The following is a 19,278-nucleotide window of genomic DNA, read 5'->3' as shown; positions in this document are numbered from 1 at the left end:
TAACCTCCGGCATATGTTCAAGCCACATCGAAGGCGGCCCTGACGAGCCGTTCGGTGTAGGCGGTCTTGGGATTGGTGAGGACCTCGTCGACGGGGCCCTGTTCGACGATCTTGCCGTGCTGCATGACGATGACGCGGTGGCACAGCGCGCGCACCACCTTGAGGTCGTGCGAGATGAACAGGTAGCTCAAGCCACGCTCGTCCTGCAGCTTGCGCAGGAGGTCGATGATCTGCGCCTGGACGGAGAGGTCCAGCGCCGATGTCGGCTCGTCGAGCAGGATGAATTCGGGCTCGAGCGCGATGGCGCGGGCGATCGCGACGCGCTGGCGCTGACCGCCCGAGAATTCGTGCGGGAAACGCGACAGGATATCGCCCGGCATGCCGGCACTGACCAGCGCCTCGCGCACCCGGTCGACCCGCTCGGCCCGCGTCGCGCCTATGCTGTTGACGACCAGCCCTTCCTCGATGATCTGGCCGATCGTCATGCGCGGATTGAGCGAAGAGAAAGGATCCTGGAAAACGATCTGCATGCGCGCGCGCAGTGGCCGCATCTCGTTGCGTGACAGGCCCTGGATCGGTTGGCCGTCGAAACGGATTTCGCCGCGCTTGGTGTCGATCAATCTCAGCAGCGCCTGGCCGAATGTGGTCTTGCCGGAACCGGATTCGCCGACCAGGCCCAGCGTCTCATGGCGGCAAAGCTTGAGGCCGAGATCGTCGACGGCGACCAGCTCGCGCCAGTCCGGCCTCAGGAAACTGCCGTGACGCAGCATGAAGCAGACGCGCACATCATTCGCTTCGAGGATGGCGCCGCTGCCCTCGGGAAGCGGTTGCGGACGCCCGCGCGGCTCCGCGGCGAGCAGCCGCTGCGTGTAGGGATGCTGTGGGTCCGCAAACAGCCGTTCGGTGACGTTGTGCTCGCACATCGCGCCATGCTGCATGACGTAGACATAGTCGGAGAATTTGCGCACCACGGTAAGATCGTGGGTGATCAGGATCACCGCCATCCGCAGTTCTTTTTGCAGATTGCGGATCAGGTTCAGGATTTGCGCCTGGACGGTGACGTCGAGCGCGGTGGTCGGCTCATCGGCAATCAACACGTCAGGATCGTTGGCCAGCGCCATGGCGATCATTACGCGCTGCCGCTGACCGCCCGAAAGCTGGTGCGGATACTGTTTGAGCCGCGCCTCCGGCTCGGGGATCTGGACGTGCCGCAAGAGTTCGAGCGCCCGTGCCCAGGCCTGCCTGCGGCTCACCTTGCGGTGCACCCGGATCGCCTCGACGATCTGGCTGCCGACCGTATAGATCGGGTTGAGCGAGCTCATCGGCTCCTGGAAGATCATCGAGATGCGGTTGCCGCGCAGCTTGCGCCGCTCGCTCTCGGGGAATTTCAGGATGTCCTGGCCGTCGTAACAGATGCTCGATTTCGGCGACACGGTGGCCCGGCGCGACAGCAGCCCCATGACGGCGCGCGCCGTCACCGACTTGCCGGAACCGGATTCGCCGACGATGGCGATCGTCTCGCCGCGATAGAGCTGGAACGAGATGTCCTTGACCGCTTCGACAACGCCGTGCTCGACCTTGAAGGCGACCTCGATGTTGCGGGCGTCGATGATGGGCTGGTCCTGGCGCCCGTCATGGTCATGACGGACGGTAGGGGCGAAGGATTCGGCGAGTGCGACGGTCATCCCAGCCACCTCAATACGGATCGACGGCATCGCGCAGGCCGTCGCCCAGCGCGTTGAAGGCAAAAACGGTGGCGAGCACGAAACCGACCGGCGACAGGATCCAGGGATAGGTGCCGATGACGGAATAGGTCGCGGTGTCCTGCAGCATCAGGCCCCACGAGATCAGCGGAGGCTTGACCGCGAAGCCGAGGAACCCGAGGAAGCATTCGAGCAGCACCACCGTCGGGATCGCCAAGGTGACGGCGACAATCACGTGGCTCATCACATTGGGCAAGATGTGCTGCAGGATGATGCGCCGGTCGGTGGCGCCGACCGCCATTGCGGCGCGCACATACTCGATGCGCGCCAGCGCCAACGTCTTGCCGCGCACCTCGCGCGACATCTGCGCCCAGCCCAGCGCCGACATGACGACGATGACAAAGCCGAGGAAGACATTGGTCGGCGCGGTGACGGGGATCAGCGTCGTCAGCGCAAGATAGAGCGGCAGCTGCGGGAAGGCGAGCACCAGTTCGACGAAGCGCTGCATCCAGATATCGAACCGGCCGCCGAAATAGCCGGAAACCATGCCGACGGTGGTGCCGATGACGGTTATGATGAAGACGACCGTCAGCGCGATCATCAGCGAGACGCGCGAACCATGTATGGCGCGCGACAGGATATCGCGGCCGAACTTGTCGGTACCGAGGAAATGCACCGGCTGGCCGTCCATCGAGGCGAAGAAATGCCGGTCCGCCGGGACCAGCCCGAAGAGCTTGTAGGGCGCGCCTTCGACAAAGAAGCCAAGCAGTCTCGGATGGTCGTAGTCGGGGCCGACGACGGGCTGGAAGGTGACCGGATCGAGGTCGGCCGAATCGGCCAGCGCATAGACCCGTGGCCGCGCGACAAAATTGCCGTCCTTGTCGTGGAAGGAGGGCAGTTGCGGCGGAGCGAAGCCGACATCGGTCGCCTTCGGGTCCATCGGCGCCAGGAATTCGGCGAATACGGCCATCACCAGCAACAGAACGACGAGCCCAAGCCCGGCCATGCCGGTCCAGGAACGCTTCAACCGACGCCAGACGAGCGCGAGATAGCTCTCATTGCCGCGCGCCGGTTTGGCGACGATGGGTCCTTCCGCCGGCAGCGGTGGAGGTGATGGATCGCGGGCCAGCATCTAGCTCTCTCCGTATTGGCGGATGCGCGGGTCGAGCAGGACGAGCAGCATGTCGGCGATGATGTTGCCGACGATCAGTGTCGCCGACAGCACCATCATGAAGGTGGCAGTGACATAGACATCACCGACCGCCATCGAACCGACGATCGCCGGGCCGACGGTCGGCAGCGCGAAGATGATCGCCGTCTCGATCTCGCCGGTGAGCATGTAGGGCAACACCACACCCTGATACATGACGAGTGGATGCAGCGCATTGGGCACGGCGTGCCGCATGACGACGGCGCTACCGGTCAGGCCCTTGGCTCTCGCCGTCTCGACATATTGCGCGTTAAGCGTATCCAGCAGATTGCCGCGCATGACGCGCATATTGTAGGCGAGGCCGCCGAAAGTGGCGATCGCCACCACCGGCCAGACATGCTTGACCAGGTCGACGAACTTCGCCCAAGACCATGGCGCGCCGCCATATTGCGGCGAGAAGAATGAGCCGATCTCCGACAGGTTGAACTGGAAGACGAGGAGATAGACGATGATCAGCGCCATCAGGAAGCGCGGCACGGTCATGCCGAGGAAGGCGATGGCGGAGAGCGTCGAGTCGATCCACGTGTATTGCCTTGTCGCCGCCCATATGCCGAACGTGATGCCCAGCACCGAGGCGAGCAGATGGCAGACCAGCGCAAGGAGCAGCGTTCTCGGCAGGCGCTCGCCGACAACATCGGCCACCGGCTTGTTGTAGTAGAGGCTGTAGCCGAAATCGCCGCGAGTAATGATTCCGCCGATCCAGTTGAGATACTGGACGGGCAGCGGCTTATCGAGGCCGTGTTCGACGCGGTAGGCCTGGGCCTGCGCATCGGCCTCGGCGAAGGACGCGCCGCCCTGGTTGATCAGCTGCGAACGGATGTAGTCGGCATAGTCACCAGGTGGCGCCTGGATGATGGCGAAGGTGACGAGGCTCAAGATTGCGAGGACCGGTGGCCGCGCCAGCGGCGCGGCCGGGTCTCTCTTGGTCAGGGGAGGTAAACTTACATCGGACCCTTGTCTCCGGGCTTGCCCGGGAGCTCCTGCGGGAACAATTCGTATTTCGCCTGCTTGTCGGCCGCGACGAAGACGCGTTCTCGGACGATCGAATCCTCGGCCCAGTTGAACATGAAGATCGGCGTGCCCTGCGGAATGTTCGAGAAGCGCTTGTTGACGATCAGCGCGCCGGGATATTCCGTCAGGCCGATATTGTAGACGTGTTCGGTCGAGATCTTCTGGAACTCTTTCATCAGGCTGGCGCGCTTGTCGTTGTCCTCTGACGCGACGAACTTGTTGACGATGTCGACGAGGTCTTTTTCGAAAGGCATCAGGTCGACCTCGCCGCTTTCCGGCGCACGGTGATTCCAGCTGGTTTTCGGGCCGACAGGCGCAAGCTGTTCTGTGTTCTGCACAACCGAGGTCAGTTCTTGGTCGTTGCGCCGGATCAACCAGTCGAAACGGCCGGAATACTGCGAGGCGTCGCGCTGGGTACCGTTGAGGCCGTTCAGCACGACCCTCAAGCCCAGCTTTTCCATTTGCGCGACGACACCTTCGGCAAGGCTTTTGTCGGTGCCGTAGTCGTTGTTGACCAGCATCACGATCTCGACGTTCTTACCGCCGGCAGTGCCCGCCGGGAAGTTCACGAAACCGTCGCCGTCGGTATCCTTGAGGCCGGCCTTGGCGAGCTCGGCCTTGGCGCCCGCGAGGTCGAATGGATAGTAGACGGTGGACTTGCGGTCATAGAAGCTTGTGCCCGAGGAGAAGCCGCCGGGATAGATGGCGGTGAACGGCCCCTTGACCAGCGAGTCGCCCAGCGCCTTGCGGTCGAGTGCCATGGTGACAGCCTTGCGGAAGTCCTCATTGCGGTTCAGCTCACGGACTGCCTGGCTTCGCTCGTCCGGGTTGCCCCAGCCATTGGCGGAATAGTTCAGGCGCAGATTGTAGCCGATGAGGCGTGGACCAAAGGCGAGCCGTGCCGGCGCGTTGGCTTCAGCGGCGCGCTTCAGCGAGGCGACAAAGTTTTCCGGCTGCTCGAGGTTGGAGAAGTCGCCCGAGCCGGCGACCGCCTGGACGTCGCGGTCGGCCCAGGTCGACAGCTTGTACTGCAGTTCGTTGAGATAGGGCAGCTGGTTGCCCTTTTCGTCGACCTTCCAGTAGTAGGGGTTGCGGCGCATGACGATGATGTCGTCCGGCCGGTATTCGACCGGCACCCACGCGCCCATCACCGGCATGTTCATGAATTCCGGCGGGAAGGCGTTCTTGAACTGGTCGTAGGTGTTCTTCGAATATTTCGGATGCTGCGGCTTCAATATGTGCGCGGGGCCGGGACAGAAGGTGCCGTAGGCCATGGCGTAGAGGTACTGTTTCGGGAAGGCGTCCTTGAAGGTCCACTCGACAGTGTAGTCGTCGATCTTCTTCAACGTCGTGCCGACGCCGAAGGTTTCCGGCGTCGCGCCATTGAGCGGCGAGACGTTCGGGTCGACCACCTCGTCATCCCAATAGAACATGACGTCGTCGGCGTTGAAGGCCACGCCATCAGACCATTTGGCGCCCTCGATCAGATGCATGGTCAGCTTGTGGCCGTCCTTCGACCAGTCCCAGCTTTTGGCAAGGTTCGGCAGCGGCTCGGTGTCCTTGGCTTCGACCTGGAATAGTGGCGCCGTGCGCGTCAGGCATTCGGAGAGGCCAATATCGATGCCGCCCCAGCCTTGCGTCTGGCCGGCACCATAGTTCCAGCCTTCCGGCCGGCCGCCGATGACATGGCGCATCGTATCGCCATAGACGCCGACGCCGTCAGGCATGTTGGCCGTCTTGAAGACCAGCGGCTCCTTCGGCAGCCTGTCCTTCACCGGCGGCAGCTTGCCGGTCTTGACGTATTTTTCGGTGACCCAGTCGGGCTCGTGATATTGCGGCAGCGCCTTGAACTCCAGAATGGAGTCGCGCGCCACATATTTGATCTTGCCCTCGGCGGGGAACGGTGTCGGCGCCGGCGGAACCGTCGGCTCGGAAGCGTATGCATTGAGTGCCGAGACCGAGACGCTCAGCGCCAGTCCGGCAGCAAGACCGATATTGCGTAAATTCCTCACTGTCTCTCTCCCTCTTGTTTGTTCCGGAGCTTTTGTACCTGCTCCGCTTCTCCTCGAATCCAAACGGCTTCGTGGCAGTGGATCCGCCTCCCGTAGATCCACCATCACCGCATGAAAATTCAGCCGGCCTGTTTCACCGCGGCTTTTTCGGCGCGCAATTCCTCTATCGAGCGCACACTGCGCCGCGCCGCGCCCGCCCATTCGCGGGTCTTGACCCCGGATGTCGACAGCCGCGCCCGGGCGGCCGGAACCGCATGGGCATATTGCGGCAGCCAGGCTGCCTGGGCGACGACCATTTCGTCGACCATCTGCCAGACCTCCTCCGGGGTTGAAACCGCGCCAACCAGCGGGTCATGCAATACGGCGAGCTTGAGCAGATCGATGTCGCCGGCGATAGCGGCATGGACCGACATGCGCTGGACGTTGATCGAGGCGATGCAGGTGGCCGCACAGGCTTCCGGCAAGGTGATGCCGGCGGCCATGTTGATGCCGAAGCGGTCGACGAAACCGGGCGACTCGATGATGGCGTCCTGCGGCAGATTGGTGATCACGCCATTGTTCTTGACGTTGAAGTGGCCGCGATAAACGCGATTGGTCTCCAGCGCCTCCAGGATGTGGCTCGCATGCTCGTTGGAGCGCTTCTTGGAATCGATCGGCTGTGACGCCGCTTCGAGGAACTGCGGATATTCCGTTTCGAACCAGTTGCGGGTTTCGGTCGAGTGGCGGAGATAGCCGCCCGTTTCGCCATGGATCCAGTCGGACATGTCGATCCAGCGCGTGATCTCGTCAGGCCGTTTGCGGTACCAAGGCAGATATTCGGAGAGATGGCCGTTGCTTTCGGTCGAATAGACACCGAAGCGCTTCAAGACATCGATGCGCAGCTTCTCCTGCCTGGAATAGACCGGGTGCGCCTCGAAGGCGGCGACCAGTTCGTCTTTGCCGATCTCGCGGCCGTTCAGGCGCAAATCGATGAACCAGGTCTGGTGGTTGATGCCGGAACAGACATAGTCGAGCTCCTGCCTGGACTTCGCGCCCAGCACCTCGGCGATCTGCTCGGCGCCGTGCTGAACACCGTGGCAGAGCCCGACGGTGTCGACCTTACCGTACTCGATCGCAGCCCAGGTGTTCATCGCCATCGGGTTGGCGTAATTCAGGAATTTGGCGTTCGTCTCGGCGACCTCGCGTATGTCCTTGCAGAAATCCAGGATCACCGGAATGTTGCGCTGGCCATAGAGAATGCCGCCGGCGCAGATCGTGTCGCCGACGCATTGATCGATGCCGTATTTCAGGGGAATCCTGATATCGTCGGCATAGGCTTCGAGGCCCCCGACCCGCACGCAGCTGATGACGTAGCGCGCGCCTTCGAGCGCCTTGCGGCGGTCGGTAGTCGCCGTCACCTTGGTCGGCAATTTGTTTGCCTCGACAATCCGGTCGAGGATCGCCTTGATCATCTCAAGATTGTGCGCACTGACGTCGGTCAGCGCGAATTCGATGTCCTTGAATTCGGACACGCACAGGATGTCGGTGAACAGCTTCTTGGTGAATCCAACGCTGCCGGCACCAATGATAGCGATTTTGAAACTCATCAGCCGGACCTCATTTCGTTCGAATGGCAGGCAAGGAACGACAAGGAAGGTTTCGCCACATGCGGTGGCATGCGCACAGGACAAGCCGGAAACCAGCCTGCCAACCTCCCTGTCCGCTCCTCGACTGCGGATCTCTCTCGCTTTTCGAGGGGGAGTATGCGCTTATTCGCGAGCGCGACCAGAGAAGGATTATGCTTTCAAGGGTAATTTTGTGCTGCAGGATCTGATAGCCAACGGACAGTCGATGCGGACGATCTCGCTGCCGCGCGGTCGCCAGCGCCTGCACGCCATGCCGACGAGCACGGGCTATGAAGTGCGCGAGGACGAAATCTACGACTGGGATGGGCGCAGGCGCGGCCAGACACCGTTCACCGTGCTCCAGCACACGATTAGCGGGACCGGCCGGCTGCGCTATGAGAACCGTAATTATCGCCTGCAAAAGAACGACACATTGCTGGTGCTGGTGCCGCACAACCACCGTTACTGGCTGGCCAAGGATGAGCGTTGGGAATATTTCTGGATTTCGATGAATGGCGAGGAGGCGCTGCGCATCCACAAATCCATCCTCGGTACCTCGGGTCCGGTGTTTCGGCTGCAGCCAGCGACGGTGGACCATCTCGCCGATTGCAGCCTGCGTCTCATCAAGGGAGCCGCTTCGCCGGGTGCCGCTTCCGCCGTCGCCTACGAAGCCGCGATGGCGCTCTATGACGATGTCTTCGGCTCACATGCCTTTGCCGAAAAACAGAGTGCCATGCAGCCGGTCATCGATCACATCAGCGCCAATCTCGACAGGCCGCTACCGGTGGCCGACCTGGTCCAGATCAGTGGCCTCAGCCGGGCCCATTTCTCGCGCTGTTTCGCCGAGAGCGAAGGCCTGCCGCCCGCCGAGTTCGTGCTGCAGCAGCGCCTGCAACGCGCGGCGAAGCTGCTGACCAAGGTGGACTTCCTGCCGGTGAAGGAAGTCGCCATCCTGTGCGGTTTCGAGGACGCGAATTATTTTTCGAAGGTCTTCCGCCGCTGCTACGGCATCACGCCCAGCCAATTCCGCACCACCGGCATGTATGCCAGCATGAGAACCCCGGCCAGACACGGCGCCAGGCTCTCGGACGAGACCTGACACCGCCCTGGGGTTCTCAACATGCATCAGGCGGCGTGCCGGCTGCCGCCATCCAGCCATTCGAGATCGGCCGGCGAAAGCGTGACGTCGAGTGCGCGCAGGCTGTCGTCCAATTCGCACAGCGTGCGGGGCCCGATCAGCGGAATGGATGGGAAGGGCTGATTGAGCACATAGGCCAGCGCAATATGGATCGGGCTCTTGCCCAGCCGCGCGGCAAGTTCGATCGCTCGGTCGCGGCGGCCGAAATTCCGTTCCGAGTACCAGACGCGCACCAGTTCCTCATTGTCGTGCCTGTCGCGCCCGGCGCGATCGGTGAAGAAGCCGCGCCCCTGGCTCGACCAAGCGAAATTCGGCATCTGCCGGGCGGCCAGCCACGTCTTCCACGCATCGGTCGAGGACGCCACGCAGCCGGCCCAGATCGGCTCCAGCATTTCGGCCAGCGAAAAATTGTTGGAAAGCGCGCCAGGCTTCTGTTTGCCGGTCCGCTCGGCATAGGCAATAGCCTCGTCCATGCGTTCCATCGTCCAGTTCGAGCCGCCGAACGGGCCGCGGATGCGGCCTGCTTTCACCTCGCGATCCATCGCATCGACGAATTCGCCGACCGGCACATCGGGATTGTCGCGATGCATGAAATAGACATCGACATGGTCGGTTTGCAGCCGGTCGAGTGACTGGTCAAGCTGCTTGCCGATCACATCGGGATAGCAGAGCGGCGAATGCGCGCCCTTGGCGATGACCACCGATTGCGCGCGCACGCCACGGTTTTTCAACCACTCGCCAAGCAGCGCCTCGGTGTAACCGCCGCCGTAGACATAGCCGGTGTCGAAGAGATTGCCGCCGGCCTCGAAAAAGGCATCGAGCAGGATCGACCCGGAAGAAAAGGTGCGGAAATCCTCGAAGCCGAGCGCCACCACCGACGCCGGCTTCGACAGGCCCGGAATGGTGCGCTTGGAGATCGCCGTTCCGCTGGAGCGCAAGGGCCGGCCGGAGATGGTGTTGGTGCGCTGCGGGGCCTTCTCGATCCCGTATTCCAGGCCCGCCGCCGCCCGCCATCTGTCGAGGACGCGCAAGGTGCCGAGGCTGTCGGCCCAGTCCATGCCCGGCCAGGCGAATTCTTGGGCGCCGGCGAGGATGGCCTCACCGGCGGCGTCGACCTCGAAGGAATAGACATGGCGCTTTTCGTCGACGCTGATGGTCTCGCGCGCGCCATCGGATCCGATCACGTCGATCCGTCCGAGCCCGACGTCGCGGTTGCCGCCGGCGAACCAGAAGTCCGGCACCTCGATGCGGCCCCTGGTGCCGAAGATTTTGAGCACATTGTCCTGGTTGAGCGAGATGCTGCAGGAAACTTCGGCGATGATGCCGCCCGGGAAATGCAGCAGCGCCGAGGCCCATTCGTCGACGCCGGACTGGCCAAGGTGGGCCGTACCAACCACCTTGTCCGGCTCGGCGAAGGGGAGGCCCGCCGCCGCCCCGGCAATCAGCCGCACCATCGAGACTGGATAGCCGCCGACATCCAGAATGCCGCCGCCGGCAAGATCGTTGGCATAGAGCCGGTGCTCCGGCATGAAGCCCGGCATGGCAAAGCCGAAACTCGACTTGATCATCCTGATATCGCCGATGACGCCCGATCTGATCAGTTCCACCAGCTTCAGCGTCTGCGGATGCAGCCGGTACATGAAGGCTTCGCCGAGAAAGGTGCCGGCCTTGCGCGCCGCATGGATCATGGCGTCGGCTTCGAATGCGGTCAGCGCCAGCGGCTTTTCGCACAGCACGTGTTTGCCGGCTTCCGCCGCCCTGATCGCCCATTGCGCGTGGCCGGGATGCGGTATCGAAATGTAGATGGCGTCGATGTCGGGATCGGCGAGCAAGGCATCGTAGCCGTCGAGGATGCGGGCGCCGGGGAAACTCTCGGCGAGACCTGGCTTGGCGGGATTGCGCGCGCCGATGGCAACGAGCTTGCCGGTGCGCGAAGCGGCCGCGCCACCGGCAAAGGCCTGGGCGATGCTGCCCGGGCCGAGAATGCCCCAGCGAATGGGCGTTGTTGAAGTCATTGTCATTCTCCTTGAAGGCTGGGTCCTTGAAGGCTGGAAACCGTCAGCGCAGCCGCAGCCCTTTTTCATCGAACAGGTAGGATTTACGGATGGAAACAGTGACCTCGGACGTATCGGGAACCTTTGCCGCGTCGCGCTGGATCACCACGTCTTCACCGTTCGTCGTTCTGGCATAGAGAAAACTTGTGCCGCCCAGGTGCTCGACCACGTCGATGCGTACCATAAGGTCGGTGTCGCCCTCCCCGGCGCTGCCGAAATGTTCGGGACGCACACCGACCATGACCTTGCTCCCTGCTTCGGGTGCAGCACCCGTCAGCGGTTGCGTGATACGGGTCTTCTCCTGACCCGCCAGTTCGACCACGACACCATGTGCATCGCGACCGACAATGCGGCCGTTGATGAAGTTCATCTTCGGCGAGCCGACAAAGCCCGCCACGAACTGATTGTCGGGATTGTCATAAAGATCGAGCGGGCGGCCGATCTGCTCGATATGGCCGGCGCGCATCACGACGATCCTGTCGGCGAGTGTCATCGCCTCGGTCTGGTCGTGCGTGACGTAGATCATGGTGGTGCCGAGTTCCTTGTGCAGCCGCGATATCTCGACCCGCATCTGGACGCGCAATTCGGCGTCGAGATTGGAAAGCGGCTCGTCGAACAGGAACACATGCGGTTCGCGCACGATGGCACGGCCGATGGCAACGCGCTGGCGCTGGCCGCCCGACAATTGCTTGGGACGTCGCTTCATCAGCTCGTTTATGCGCAGGATTTCGGCGGCTCGCTTGACGCGCCGGTCGGTGTCGGCCTTCGGATTGCCGGTCATCCTGAGCCCGAAACTCAGATTCTGTTCGACACTCATGTGCGGATAGAGCGCGTAGGACTGGAAGACCATGGCGATGCCGCGGTCGGCCGGCTCGACATCGTTGACGAGCTTGCCGCCGATGGCGATCTCGCCGCCGCTGATGTCCTCGAGCCCGGCGATCATCCTGAGCAGCGTCGATTTTCCACAGCCGGAGGGGCCGACGAAGACGACGAACTCGCCGTCCTTGACATCGATGTTGGCGCCATGGACAACCTCGAAGACGCCGAAGCGCTTGATGACATTGTTGAGCGTGACTGTCGCCATGCTGTCCCTTACTTGATCGCGCCGGCGGCGATGCCGGCGATGAAATGGCGCTGCAGCAGCACGAAGACGACAAGCATCGGCACCGTCAGCATCACCGCGCCCGCCATGATGCCGCCCCACGACACCTTGGTGAGGCCGATCAGCGTGCCGAGCGCCACCGGCGCCGTCATCGAACCGGGCTGGCTGTTGATCAGGAGCGGCCACAAATAGTTGTTCCAGGAAGCGAGGAACAGGATGATGGCGAGCGCCGCCAGCATCGGCCGCGCCAGCGGCAGCGCGACGAACAGGAAGATGCGCCATTCCTTCACCCCCTCGACGCGCGCCGCATCGAAAAGATCGTCCGGCATCATCGAGAAGCTCTGCCGCATGAACAGCACGCCGAGCGAATTGAACAGCGGCGGCACGATCAGCGCCACCCAGGTGTTGGCGAGCTTGAAATCGCGCGCCACCATGATGAATTGCGGGATCAGCACCACCGCATAGGGCAGCGTGATGGTGCCGAGGATGATGGCGACAACCAGGCCCTTGCCGACGAACCGGTAGCGGGCCAGCGCCCAGCCGGCCATCGACGTCAGCAGCACCGACAGGAAGGTGTAGGTCACCGCCACGGAGACCGAAATGCCGATGGCGCCGACGAAGTCGGTGTCACGCTGCAGATTGTTGAAATTGTCCATGAAGTTGCCATGCGGCAAAAGCTCGATGCCGGGGCTGAAGATGCCGTTGTCCGGCATGGTCGAGAACACCACCATCATCCACAGCGGAAACAGCCAGATCAGCGCCAGCGGCGTCAGGAACAGATGCAGCGCGATGCTGCGCCCGAGCCTTGCGGAGGAGAGTGAACTCATTTCGGTTCCCTCGTCAGCCACAGTTGCACCAGCGTGATCGCGATCGCCAGCCCGGCCATGGTGTATGCGACGGCCGACGCGTAGCCGAAATTGAGCGATCGAAAGCCCTGACGGTAGAGCAACAGGCCAAGCGTCTCGGTGCCGCCGCCGGGCCCGCCGCGCTCTGTGATCAGGAAGGGTTCGGTGAACAGCTGCATGGTGCCGATGATCGACAGCACAAGGCAGAACACGATGACCGGCTTCAGGAGCGGCAGAGTGATGAAGAAGAACTGCTTGAGCTTGCTGACCCGGTCAAGCGTCGCCGCCTCGTAGACATCTTCGGGGATGGACTGCATGCCGGCGAGCAGGATGATGGCGTTGTAGCCGGCCCAGCGCCAGGTGACCGCGATCATGATAAGCGCCATCGCCGGCGTGACGTTGGAAAACCAGTCGACGCTGGGCAGGCCGACGCTGTTCAAGAGCTTGTTGATGATGCCGAAATTGAGGTTGAACATCAGCCGGAAGACCGCCGAGTAGGCAACTTCGCCGACCACGACCGGGGCGAAGAAAGCAAAGCGATACAGGCCGCGCGCCTTGAGCAGCGGCGAGTTCAACAGCACCGCCATCACCAGCGCCAGCGTGATCATCACCGGCACCTGAATGACGAGGATGAGCAGCGTGTTCTTCAGGGCGTTGAAGAAGGCGGGGTCGCCGATCAACCGGCCCCAGTTGAAGGTGGGCGCGAACCGCCATGGCACGGTGCGTGTCGCCTGGAAGGAGATCATGAAGGAATCGATGATCGGCCACACCCAGAAGATTGCAAAGATCAGCAGATACGGCGCGAGGAAGCGATACGCCGTGGCATTCTGATAGCGCATTGTAGCCTCCTTTCCGCGTTCAAGGGGGTGGCGCGCCCGTGCCGAGACACGTGGCGCGTTCGGCCCCGGACAGCATCAATGCCGCCCGGGACCGTCTCGGTCCAGATCAAGATTTGACGGGCAATCCGGTCGCCGCGGCGATCTGGCTTGCGGCATCGTCGAGTGCTGCCTTGGCGTCGGGGTAGCCGCCGGCCAGATATTTGGTCTGCACGGCGCGGACGATGATTTCGGCGTCGCTCTGGAATTGCGTGCCGCGGCTCGGGACGACCTTGGGCAAGGTGCCGAGGATGTCCTTCCACACCGCCTGGCCGCCCCAGTAGGGCAGGCCTTGCGCGACATAGGGGTCATTGAGCGCCGACACCAGCGAGGGCACCAGGCCGAAGTCCTTCAGCATGGTGATCTGGCCTTCATTGGTTCCGAGCGTGTATTTCAGATAGGCGTAGGCGGCCTCCTTGTTCTTGGACGCCGAGGTGATGGCCAGCGAGGAGCCGCCGAGATTGGCGGCGCGCGGGCCGTCGGCGGTGAGGCTTGGCATCAGGTAGACGCCCCATTTGCCGTTTTCACCGGCCGATTCGGTGCGAATGGTGCCTTCATACCAGCCGCCATAGACTTGGGTGGCGACGGTGCCGGCGGTGTTGTTGGTGATCTTGGTGCTCCAGTCGGCGGAAGAGACGATGCCGGCGTCCTTCATCTCCTTGACCTTGGTCATGGCATCTACGCATTTGGGCTGGTTGATCGTGATCGACTGGCCGTCCTCGGCGAAATAGGCGCAGCCCTGCTCGTTGGAGATCATGCGGAAGAATTCGCTGTCGCCGTTGAAATCCGCATTGGTCATCGAGACGCCCGGGTTGGCGGCCTGGATCTTCTTGCCGGCGGCGATGAAATCGTCCCAGGTCTTGATCGATGCCGGATCGACGCCGGCCTTTTCGTAGAAGTCGCGGCGGTAAAAGGCCGCCACCGGACCCGAATCCCACGGCATCGCATAGGCCTTGTCGCCGACTTCGAGCTCGGTGCGCTTGAAGTCGGGAAATTTCTTCTGGTCCTCGGCGGTATAGCCCAGCGTATGCAGGTCGACGAAGCAGTCGGGGAACTGGCTCCAGTAATTCTCGGCCTCGCCGTTCTCGATGGTGACGATATCAGGCAGGCCGACGCCGCCGGCGGCGCAGCCGGCGATCGACTTGTCGTAGGTCGGCTGGTTGCCGAGATCCTGGACCGTCACCTTGACGTCGGGAAATTGCTTGTTGAAGCCGGCGACGGTCGCCTTCAGCGATGAAGCCGCGACATTCCAGCTCCAGATCGTGATTTCGCCGGATTGCGCAAAGGCCGGGGCAGAGCCCAGGGCGAGCGCGAGCGCGGCGCAGGTCATTGTGATGCGCATTGAAATCCTCCCATTCCATTTGCTCTCTCACTGTGAGCGTGGCTAGACTATGCAGTGGGCAGGGGCTGTCGCCGTCAAAGGGAATATGAAATTGGCGGAAAGTAAGATGCCGGAACGACCGTTTTACCAGCCTGGAGCCAGCAGCGTGGAAGGCCTGCCGCTGCTGCTGCAAATGTTTCACACCAGTCCTCTGGTGATGCTCAAGCCGCATTGGCACGCCCAGGTCGAGGTGAATTTCATCGTGCGCGGCAGCGTGCATTACCGCATGAACGACCACGAGATTTCGCTGTCTGCCGGCGAGATGTGCCTGTTCTGGGGTGGCCTGCCGCACCAGATGGACGATTTGTCCGACGACGCCGTCTATGCCGGAGCGCATCTGCCGCTGGTGCATTTTTTCCGGCTGCACCTGCCCACGGACATCCGGCACCGGCTGATGACGGGTGCCACACTGGTGACGAGTGCCACCGACCCCTCCGACAACCATAATTTCGAGCGCTGGAACCGCTACGCCCGGTCCGGCGACCAGGCCAAGGCGGAACACGCCGTCAACGAATTGCTGCTGCGGCTGGAGCGTGTTCGGTTCGAGCCCTACCGGCTCGTTTCCGCAACCCCGATCGGCCAGGAAACCGGCAACGCCTTCGACCAGCAGTCATCGCGCAATGTCGGGCGCATGTGCGATTTCATCGCCGAGAACTTCCTCTACGACATCGATTGCGTGAACATCGCGGCGTCAGCCGACATCCACCCGAAATACGCCATGAGCCTGTTCAAGAAATCGACCGGCATGACGCTCAACGAGTATGTCAACCTTTTGCGGCTGAGCTACGCGCAGGCGCTGTTGATGCACCAGGACGCCAATGTGCTGCGCGTCGCCATGGATTCGGGCTTCGGCTCGCTCAGCGCCTTCAACAAATCGTTCCGCAAGCTGGCCGGCATGTCACCCTCCGATTTTCGCAGAGGGGTGTCCGGCGCCAGATAGAGCCCGGCGACCAGGCGGTGCTTGCCCGGCGCCGCGAATGCATTGGCGCATCTTGATCGTCGGCTAAAAGACGAGCCACGGCGTCGCGCCCCGTGACGGCAAACGCGGACAAGGGCGCCGCCGACCGAAATAGGACCGCGCTGCACCCCGTTCCGGCCATCGCCACGGCACCGGAACCGGGCCATTGCACGGCGTCTCATTTCCTGTCTGAAATCGCCATCTGGGCGCTGGACAGGCCGGATTCCCGTGCTATAACCCACGCGCTTTCAAGGGGCGCCCATGGCGCTTCATGAGATCCGGTGCACGAGATTTCGTTTGCCGGAACAGGCCCAGATAGCTCAGTTGGTAGAGCAGCGGACTGAAAATCCGCGTGTCGGTGGTTCGAATCCGCCTCTGGGCACCATCCCCTCTTCTCCCGACAGTCTCTTTCGCCGAAGCCTCTACGCTTCTGTCTCGGCAACTAGCTGAAATCCTTACTGATTTCGGCGCGCAAAGCGCGGATGGTCGGGTTTTGTGGAATTTCGGCGCAGTTGGTCCAACGAGGCGGGGGGCTGGTATTTTCGGTGGTATTGGAGATGCTGATGGTATCGCTGCAGCCAAATGGAGGTCCCGAAAATGGCCCTTTCCGACGTAAAATGCCGAAATGCCCGACCCATTTCTAAGCTCGTAAAATTGTCTGACGGTGGCGGGCTCCAGCTTTGGGTGCAGCCTACCGGATCTCGCCTATGGCGCCTCGCCTATCGTTTTGGCGGCAAACAGAAGCTTCTGGCGTTGGGCAGCTATCCCCTCATCTCCCTCGCTGAGGCACGCGAGGCGCGCGATGCCGCCAAACGTCTCCTCCTACGTGGCATCGACCCCGCACAGGAGCGTAAGTCGCAAAAGGCTTCGGCGGAGGACACCTTTCGCTCAATCGCGGAGGACTATGTCGACAAGCTGAAGAAGGAGGGACGTGCCGACCGGACCATCACCAAGGTCAAATGGTTGCTCGACTTTGCCTATCCAACGTTTGGGAACAAAAGCGTTCGGGAGATCGATCCGGCCACAATTCTTGTCGCTCTCCGCAGCGTGGAGGTTCGCGGTCGATACGAGTCGGCAAGGCGACTGCGCTCCACCATCGGCAGCGTGTTTCGATATGCAATCGCAACCGCACGCGCCGATGTAGATCCGACGATCGCCCTGAGGGGCGCACTGGTCGGTCCGACGGTCACCCCGCGTGCCGCAGTTACCGATCCTAAGGCCTTGGGAGGCTTGCTGAGGGCGATTAATGCATTTGACGGACAGCCTACCACCCGAGCCGCTCTGAAGCTGATGGCCCTGCTGTTTCCCCGCCCCGGCGAGCTGCGCGCGGCCGAATGGGACGAGTTCGATTTCGAAAGCGCAGTGTGGAGCATCCCTGAAGGACGCATGAAGATGCGACGGCCGCACCGCGTACCTCTTTCCAGACAGGCCGTCAGCGTCCTGACCTCACTTAGAGAAATCTCTGATGGTGGAGCACTGGTGTTTCCCAGTGTTCGGTCGCGTTCGCGTCCGATTTCTGACAACACGCTTAACGCTGCCTTGCGCCGTATGGGCTACGGCAAAGAAGAAGCTACCGCGCATGGTTTTCGAGCAACGGCATCAACTCTGCTAAACGAATGTGGAAAGTGGCATCCGGACGCCATAGAACGGCAGCTGGCCCACATTGAGAGCAACGACGTTCGTCGGGCCTACGCCCGGGCGGAGCACTGGGAAGAGCGCATCAAGATGATGCAATGGTGGGCCGATTATCTGGATGAACTCGAGAGCAAAGACGCGGGGGTAATCTCGATTGGGGGACACGGCAAATCCACCGTCCATACGCCGTCGCGAGATCTACGTTGAATCCAACATCGACGGTCGACCAAACGCCGAGACAAATCTCCAACCTCCGAAAATCACACTGAACCCCATCGAAAAACCGAAAGTGGGCGACCAATGTGACAGAACCGGATGGTCATCGTTTTCCACATTAAATCAATATTTTAGCGTCTGGTTCGCCACACATTTCCTTCGTATTCTCTCGTATGGTCCGGCGAACCTAAGGACCAGGAGGAGGACTAGTATTCCCTCCGCGGCGTCTCGTCGGCCCACAAGAAGGGTCGATTAACCGTGACGAACGTGGCTGGTTTGGGGCCGAGACCGGAACGGCGACTTTCGAAAGGCGAAAACGAGTAACCAGCCATTCCGGTGGTTCAGCCTCCAACGGGCCAGCATGATCATCATTCGGTGTTATGTTGCCGCCGTCACTGCTGCCGACGCGGTGGCTGGAATCGGCTCCTCCCATTCCCCGCGTATCCACAACGAGTGAAGTTCAAAATCGGCAGTTTCAGCATTTTGCTCCGGATCTCCATATACAGCTGTCTCGACATAGGGGATGCCTACGTCAAAGCGGTCGCTAGAGCCCTTTCCAAACTTATGATCATAACACGCGAGCAACACGCCAATCGAAAGCAGCTTTGATGAGAGAGGCGACACAAACAGCTTACAGCCACCCATAGGTTTGAGAGCTTTTTTGTATCGTTCCATGGCCGTAAATATTTGGCGGTAAGCCTCGAACGGATTGTATTCGCTTGCTAGCAAGATGTTTGCCGGCTCCACCTTGAAGTCGTCGAACAGAGTGTCACGGTGCTCACCAACCACCTCGTCCCCTCGCCGTGGCTTTCTCGTAGGAAAAGGGATAACCGGGCAAATCTCATCCGGGTTCACATGGTCTTGTATGAGATGCAGTCGGTCACGCTGACCCTCACCCAAAACAGGAAACCACACCCGCGGCCAATTCTGAGTAGTCTGCTCTTCAAGATGTCCGGAGAAGCCAAGGACGAAGGTTACGCTGTCCCTGAGACTGCCTTTTGCCGCGCCGAGATCCGCAGAAACACTCTCGGATGTGGTCACGTGAAGATTTACGCTTGGGCCGTTGGCTTCGGCCAGCTTATCAAGTTTGAAGAGAAGAACGCTGACAGCGGTAAGTGCCACCATGCGCGGCATAGCGCTGATGTCGACAATGACATCGTCAAAGTCGTGACAATCTCCCGCTCTGTCCAATGAAGCTTTGGTATTTCGTGGAGTTACAGCAGCGCCTACGGGGCCTCCAATCTCGATCGGCACTGCAACGATCTTTTCCGCGGGAACGAGTTTCAAGAGTCCTTCGTGGTTGGTCGCCGTGAGTTCCGATCGCTTCGGGCTGTCGCCCAATCCGTTGTCGAACACCAACTGCCAGACCGATATATCGGCGTCCAGGGCATGCAAGCGTCGAGCAGTTTCAAGAGTTCTGACGTCGAAACCGCGACCAATCACGAGAAGGACCTTACGCTTCTTGGCCGACAAGCGCCGTCGCCAGAACATGGTGAAATCGGAGTCGAGTGTGAGGGAGTAGGGATCCCATCGC

At 61.6% G+C, this 19,278-nt stretch carries 14 protein-coding genes and 1 tRNA gene; 4 read left to right on the top strand and 11 right to left on the bottom strand.

The features are described from left to right. Positions 1-17 precede the first annotated feature (17 nt). The 5 genes from AC1DZU_RS26610 to melA form a co-directional block, all read right to left on the bottom strand. Entirely contained in the window at positions 18-1,685 is a 1,668-nt protein-coding gene (locus tag AC1DZU_RS26610; RefSeq protein ID WP_095088877.1) for an ABC transporter ATP-binding protein, read from the bottom strand. A 10-nt stretch (positions 1,686-1,695) separates the two neighbouring features. Next, positions 1,696-2,835 (bottom strand): ABC transporter permease, encoded by a 1,140-nt coding sequence (locus AC1DZU_RS26605; protein WP_477289637.1) that lies wholly within the window; start codon positions 2,833-2,835, stop codon positions 1,696-1,698. Continuing rightward, positions 2,836-3,843 carry an ABC transporter permease gene (locus AC1DZU_RS26600; protein WP_477289738.1) on the bottom strand — a complete coding sequence of 336 codons (1,008 nt, stop codon included), beginning with the start codon at positions 3,841-3,843 and terminating at the stop codon, positions 2,836-2,838. It abuts the gene before it with no gap. Between the two features lie 11 nt (positions 3,844-3,854). Continuing rightward, a complete protein-coding gene (locus AC1DZU_RS26595; RefSeq protein ID WP_477289636.1) occupies positions 3,855-5,936 on the bottom strand; it encodes an ABC transporter substrate-binding protein in 2,082 nt (693 codons plus the stop codon). Between the two features lie 119 nt (positions 5,937-6,055). Further along, a complete protein-coding gene (gene melA, locus AC1DZU_RS26590) occupies positions 6,056-7,522 on the bottom strand; it encodes an alpha-galactosidase (RefSeq protein WP_477289635.1) in 1,467 nt (488 codons plus the stop codon). A gap of 211 nt (positions 7,523-7,733) precedes the next feature. Here melA and AC1DZU_RS26585 point away from each other — a divergent pair, with 211 nt between their 5' ends. Next, a complete protein-coding gene (locus tag AC1DZU_RS26585) occupies positions 7,734-8,639 on the top strand; it encodes an AraC family ligand binding domain-containing protein (RefSeq protein WP_477289634.1) in 906 nt (301 codons plus the stop codon). A 26-nt stretch (positions 8,640-8,665) separates the two neighbouring features. Here AC1DZU_RS26585 and AC1DZU_RS26580 read toward each other — a convergent pair whose 3' ends face one another. From AC1DZU_RS26580 to AC1DZU_RS26560, 5 genes are all read right to left on the bottom strand, one after another. Next, positions 8,666-10,693: an aldo/keto reductase gene (locus tag AC1DZU_RS26580; RefSeq protein WP_477289633.1), complete on the bottom strand. Its 2,028-nt coding sequence runs from the start codon at positions 10,691-10,693 to the stop codon at positions 8,666-8,668. Between the two features lie 43 nt (positions 10,694-10,736). Beyond that, positions 10,737-11,816: an ABC transporter ATP-binding protein gene (locus AC1DZU_RS26575; RefSeq protein ID WP_477289632.1), complete on the bottom strand. Its 1,080-nt coding sequence runs from the start codon at positions 11,814-11,816 to the stop codon at positions 10,737-10,739. 8 nt (positions 11,817-11,824) lie between these two features. Beyond that, positions 11,825-12,661 carry a carbohydrate ABC transporter permease gene (locus AC1DZU_RS26570; protein WP_477289631.1) on the bottom strand — a complete coding sequence of 279 codons (837 nt, stop codon included), beginning with the start codon at positions 12,659-12,661 and terminating at the stop codon, positions 11,825-11,827. Next, positions 12,658-13,518 (bottom strand): carbohydrate ABC transporter permease, encoded by an 861-nt coding sequence (locus AC1DZU_RS26565; protein WP_184872124.1) that lies wholly within the window; start codon positions 13,516-13,518, stop codon positions 12,658-12,660. Before AC1DZU_RS26565 ends, AC1DZU_RS26570 begins: the two co-directional genes overlap by 4 nt. 106 nt (positions 13,519-13,624) lie before the next feature. Beyond that, complete coding sequence (locus AC1DZU_RS26560) at positions 13,625-14,896, bottom strand: extracellular solute-binding protein (RefSeq protein WP_095088666.1); 1,272 nt, start codon at positions 14,894-14,896, stop codon at positions 13,625-13,627. Between the two features lie 85 nt (positions 14,897-14,981). On the opposite strand from AC1DZU_RS26560, the gene AC1DZU_RS26555 reads away from it, so the two are divergent. The 3 genes from AC1DZU_RS26555 to AC1DZU_RS26545 all read left to right on the top strand — a co-directional run bounded on the left by AC1DZU_RS26555 (position 14,982) and on the right by AC1DZU_RS26545 (position 17,735). After that, positions 14,982-15,875: a helix-turn-helix domain-containing protein gene (locus tag AC1DZU_RS26555; RefSeq protein WP_477289630.1), complete on the top strand. Its 894-nt coding sequence runs from the start codon at positions 14,982-14,984 to the stop codon at positions 15,873-15,875. Positions 15,876-16,202: 327 nt separating this feature from the next. After that, positions 16,203-16,278: transfer RNA gene (locus AC1DZU_RS26550), tRNA-Phe, on the top strand. Between the two features lie 212 nt (positions 16,279-16,490). Beyond that, the gene (locus AC1DZU_RS26545) at positions 16,491-17,735 is read left to right on the top strand and encodes a tyrosine-type recombinase/integrase (RefSeq protein WP_051371565.1); all 1,245 of its coding nucleotides are present in this window, start codon (positions 16,491-16,493) and stop codon (positions 17,733-17,735) included. A 387-nt stretch (positions 17,736-18,122) separates the two neighbouring features. Here AC1DZU_RS26545 and AC1DZU_RS26540 read toward each other — a convergent pair whose 3' ends face one another. Beyond that, positions 18,123-19,217: a hypothetical protein gene (locus AC1DZU_RS26540; RefSeq protein ID WP_477289629.1), complete on the bottom strand. Its 1,095-nt coding sequence runs from the start codon at positions 19,215-19,217 to the stop codon at positions 18,123-18,125. Positions 19,218-19,278 lie beyond the last annotated feature (61 nt).

Source organism: Mesorhizobium sp. P2_A12, from assembly GCF_056405075.1.
The sequence above is the reverse complement of the archived record's forward strand: the minus strand, read 5'-3'. Positions and strand labels throughout refer to the sequence as shown.

Excerpts from the sequence above, each read along its gene's own strand:
- AC1DZU_RS26610 (WP_095088877.1), bottom strand. The coding sequence starts at position 1,685 with ATGACCGTCGCACTCGCCGAATCCTTCGCCCCTACCGTCCGTCATGAC.
- AC1DZU_RS26605 (WP_477289637.1), bottom strand. The coding sequence starts at position 2,835 with ATGCTGGCCCGCGATCCATCACCTCCACCGCTGCCGGCGGAAGGACCC.
- melA (WP_477289635.1), bottom strand. The coding sequence starts at position 7,522 with ATGAGTTTCAAAATCGCTATCATTGGTGCCGGCAGCGTTGGATTCACC.
- AC1DZU_RS26580 (WP_477289633.1), bottom strand. The coding sequence starts at position 10,693 with ATGACTTCAACAACGCCCATTCGCTGGGGCATTCTCGGCCCGGGCAGC.
- AC1DZU_RS26575 (WP_477289632.1), bottom strand. The coding sequence starts at position 11,816 with ATGGCGACAGTCACGCTCAACAATGTCATCAAGCGCTTCGGCGTCTTC.
- AC1DZU_RS26570 (WP_477289631.1), bottom strand. The coding sequence starts at position 12,661 with ATGAGTTCACTCTCCTCCGCAAGGCTCGGGCGCAGCATCGCGCTGCAT.
- AC1DZU_RS26565 (WP_184872124.1), bottom strand. The coding sequence starts at position 13,518 with ATGCGCTATCAGAATGCCACGGCGTATCGCTTCCTCGCGCCGTATCTG.
- AC1DZU_RS26560 (WP_095088666.1), bottom strand. The coding sequence starts at position 14,896 with ATGCGCATCACAATGACCTGCGCCGCGCTCGCGCTCGCCCTGGGCTCT.
- AC1DZU_RS26555 (WP_477289630.1), top strand. The coding sequence starts at position 14,982 with ATGAAATTGGCGGAAAGTAAGATGCCGGAACGACCGTTTTACCAGCCT.
- AC1DZU_RS26545 (WP_051371565.1), top strand. The coding sequence starts at position 16,491 with ATGGCCCTTTCCGACGTAAAATGCCGAAATGCCCGACCCATTTCTAAG.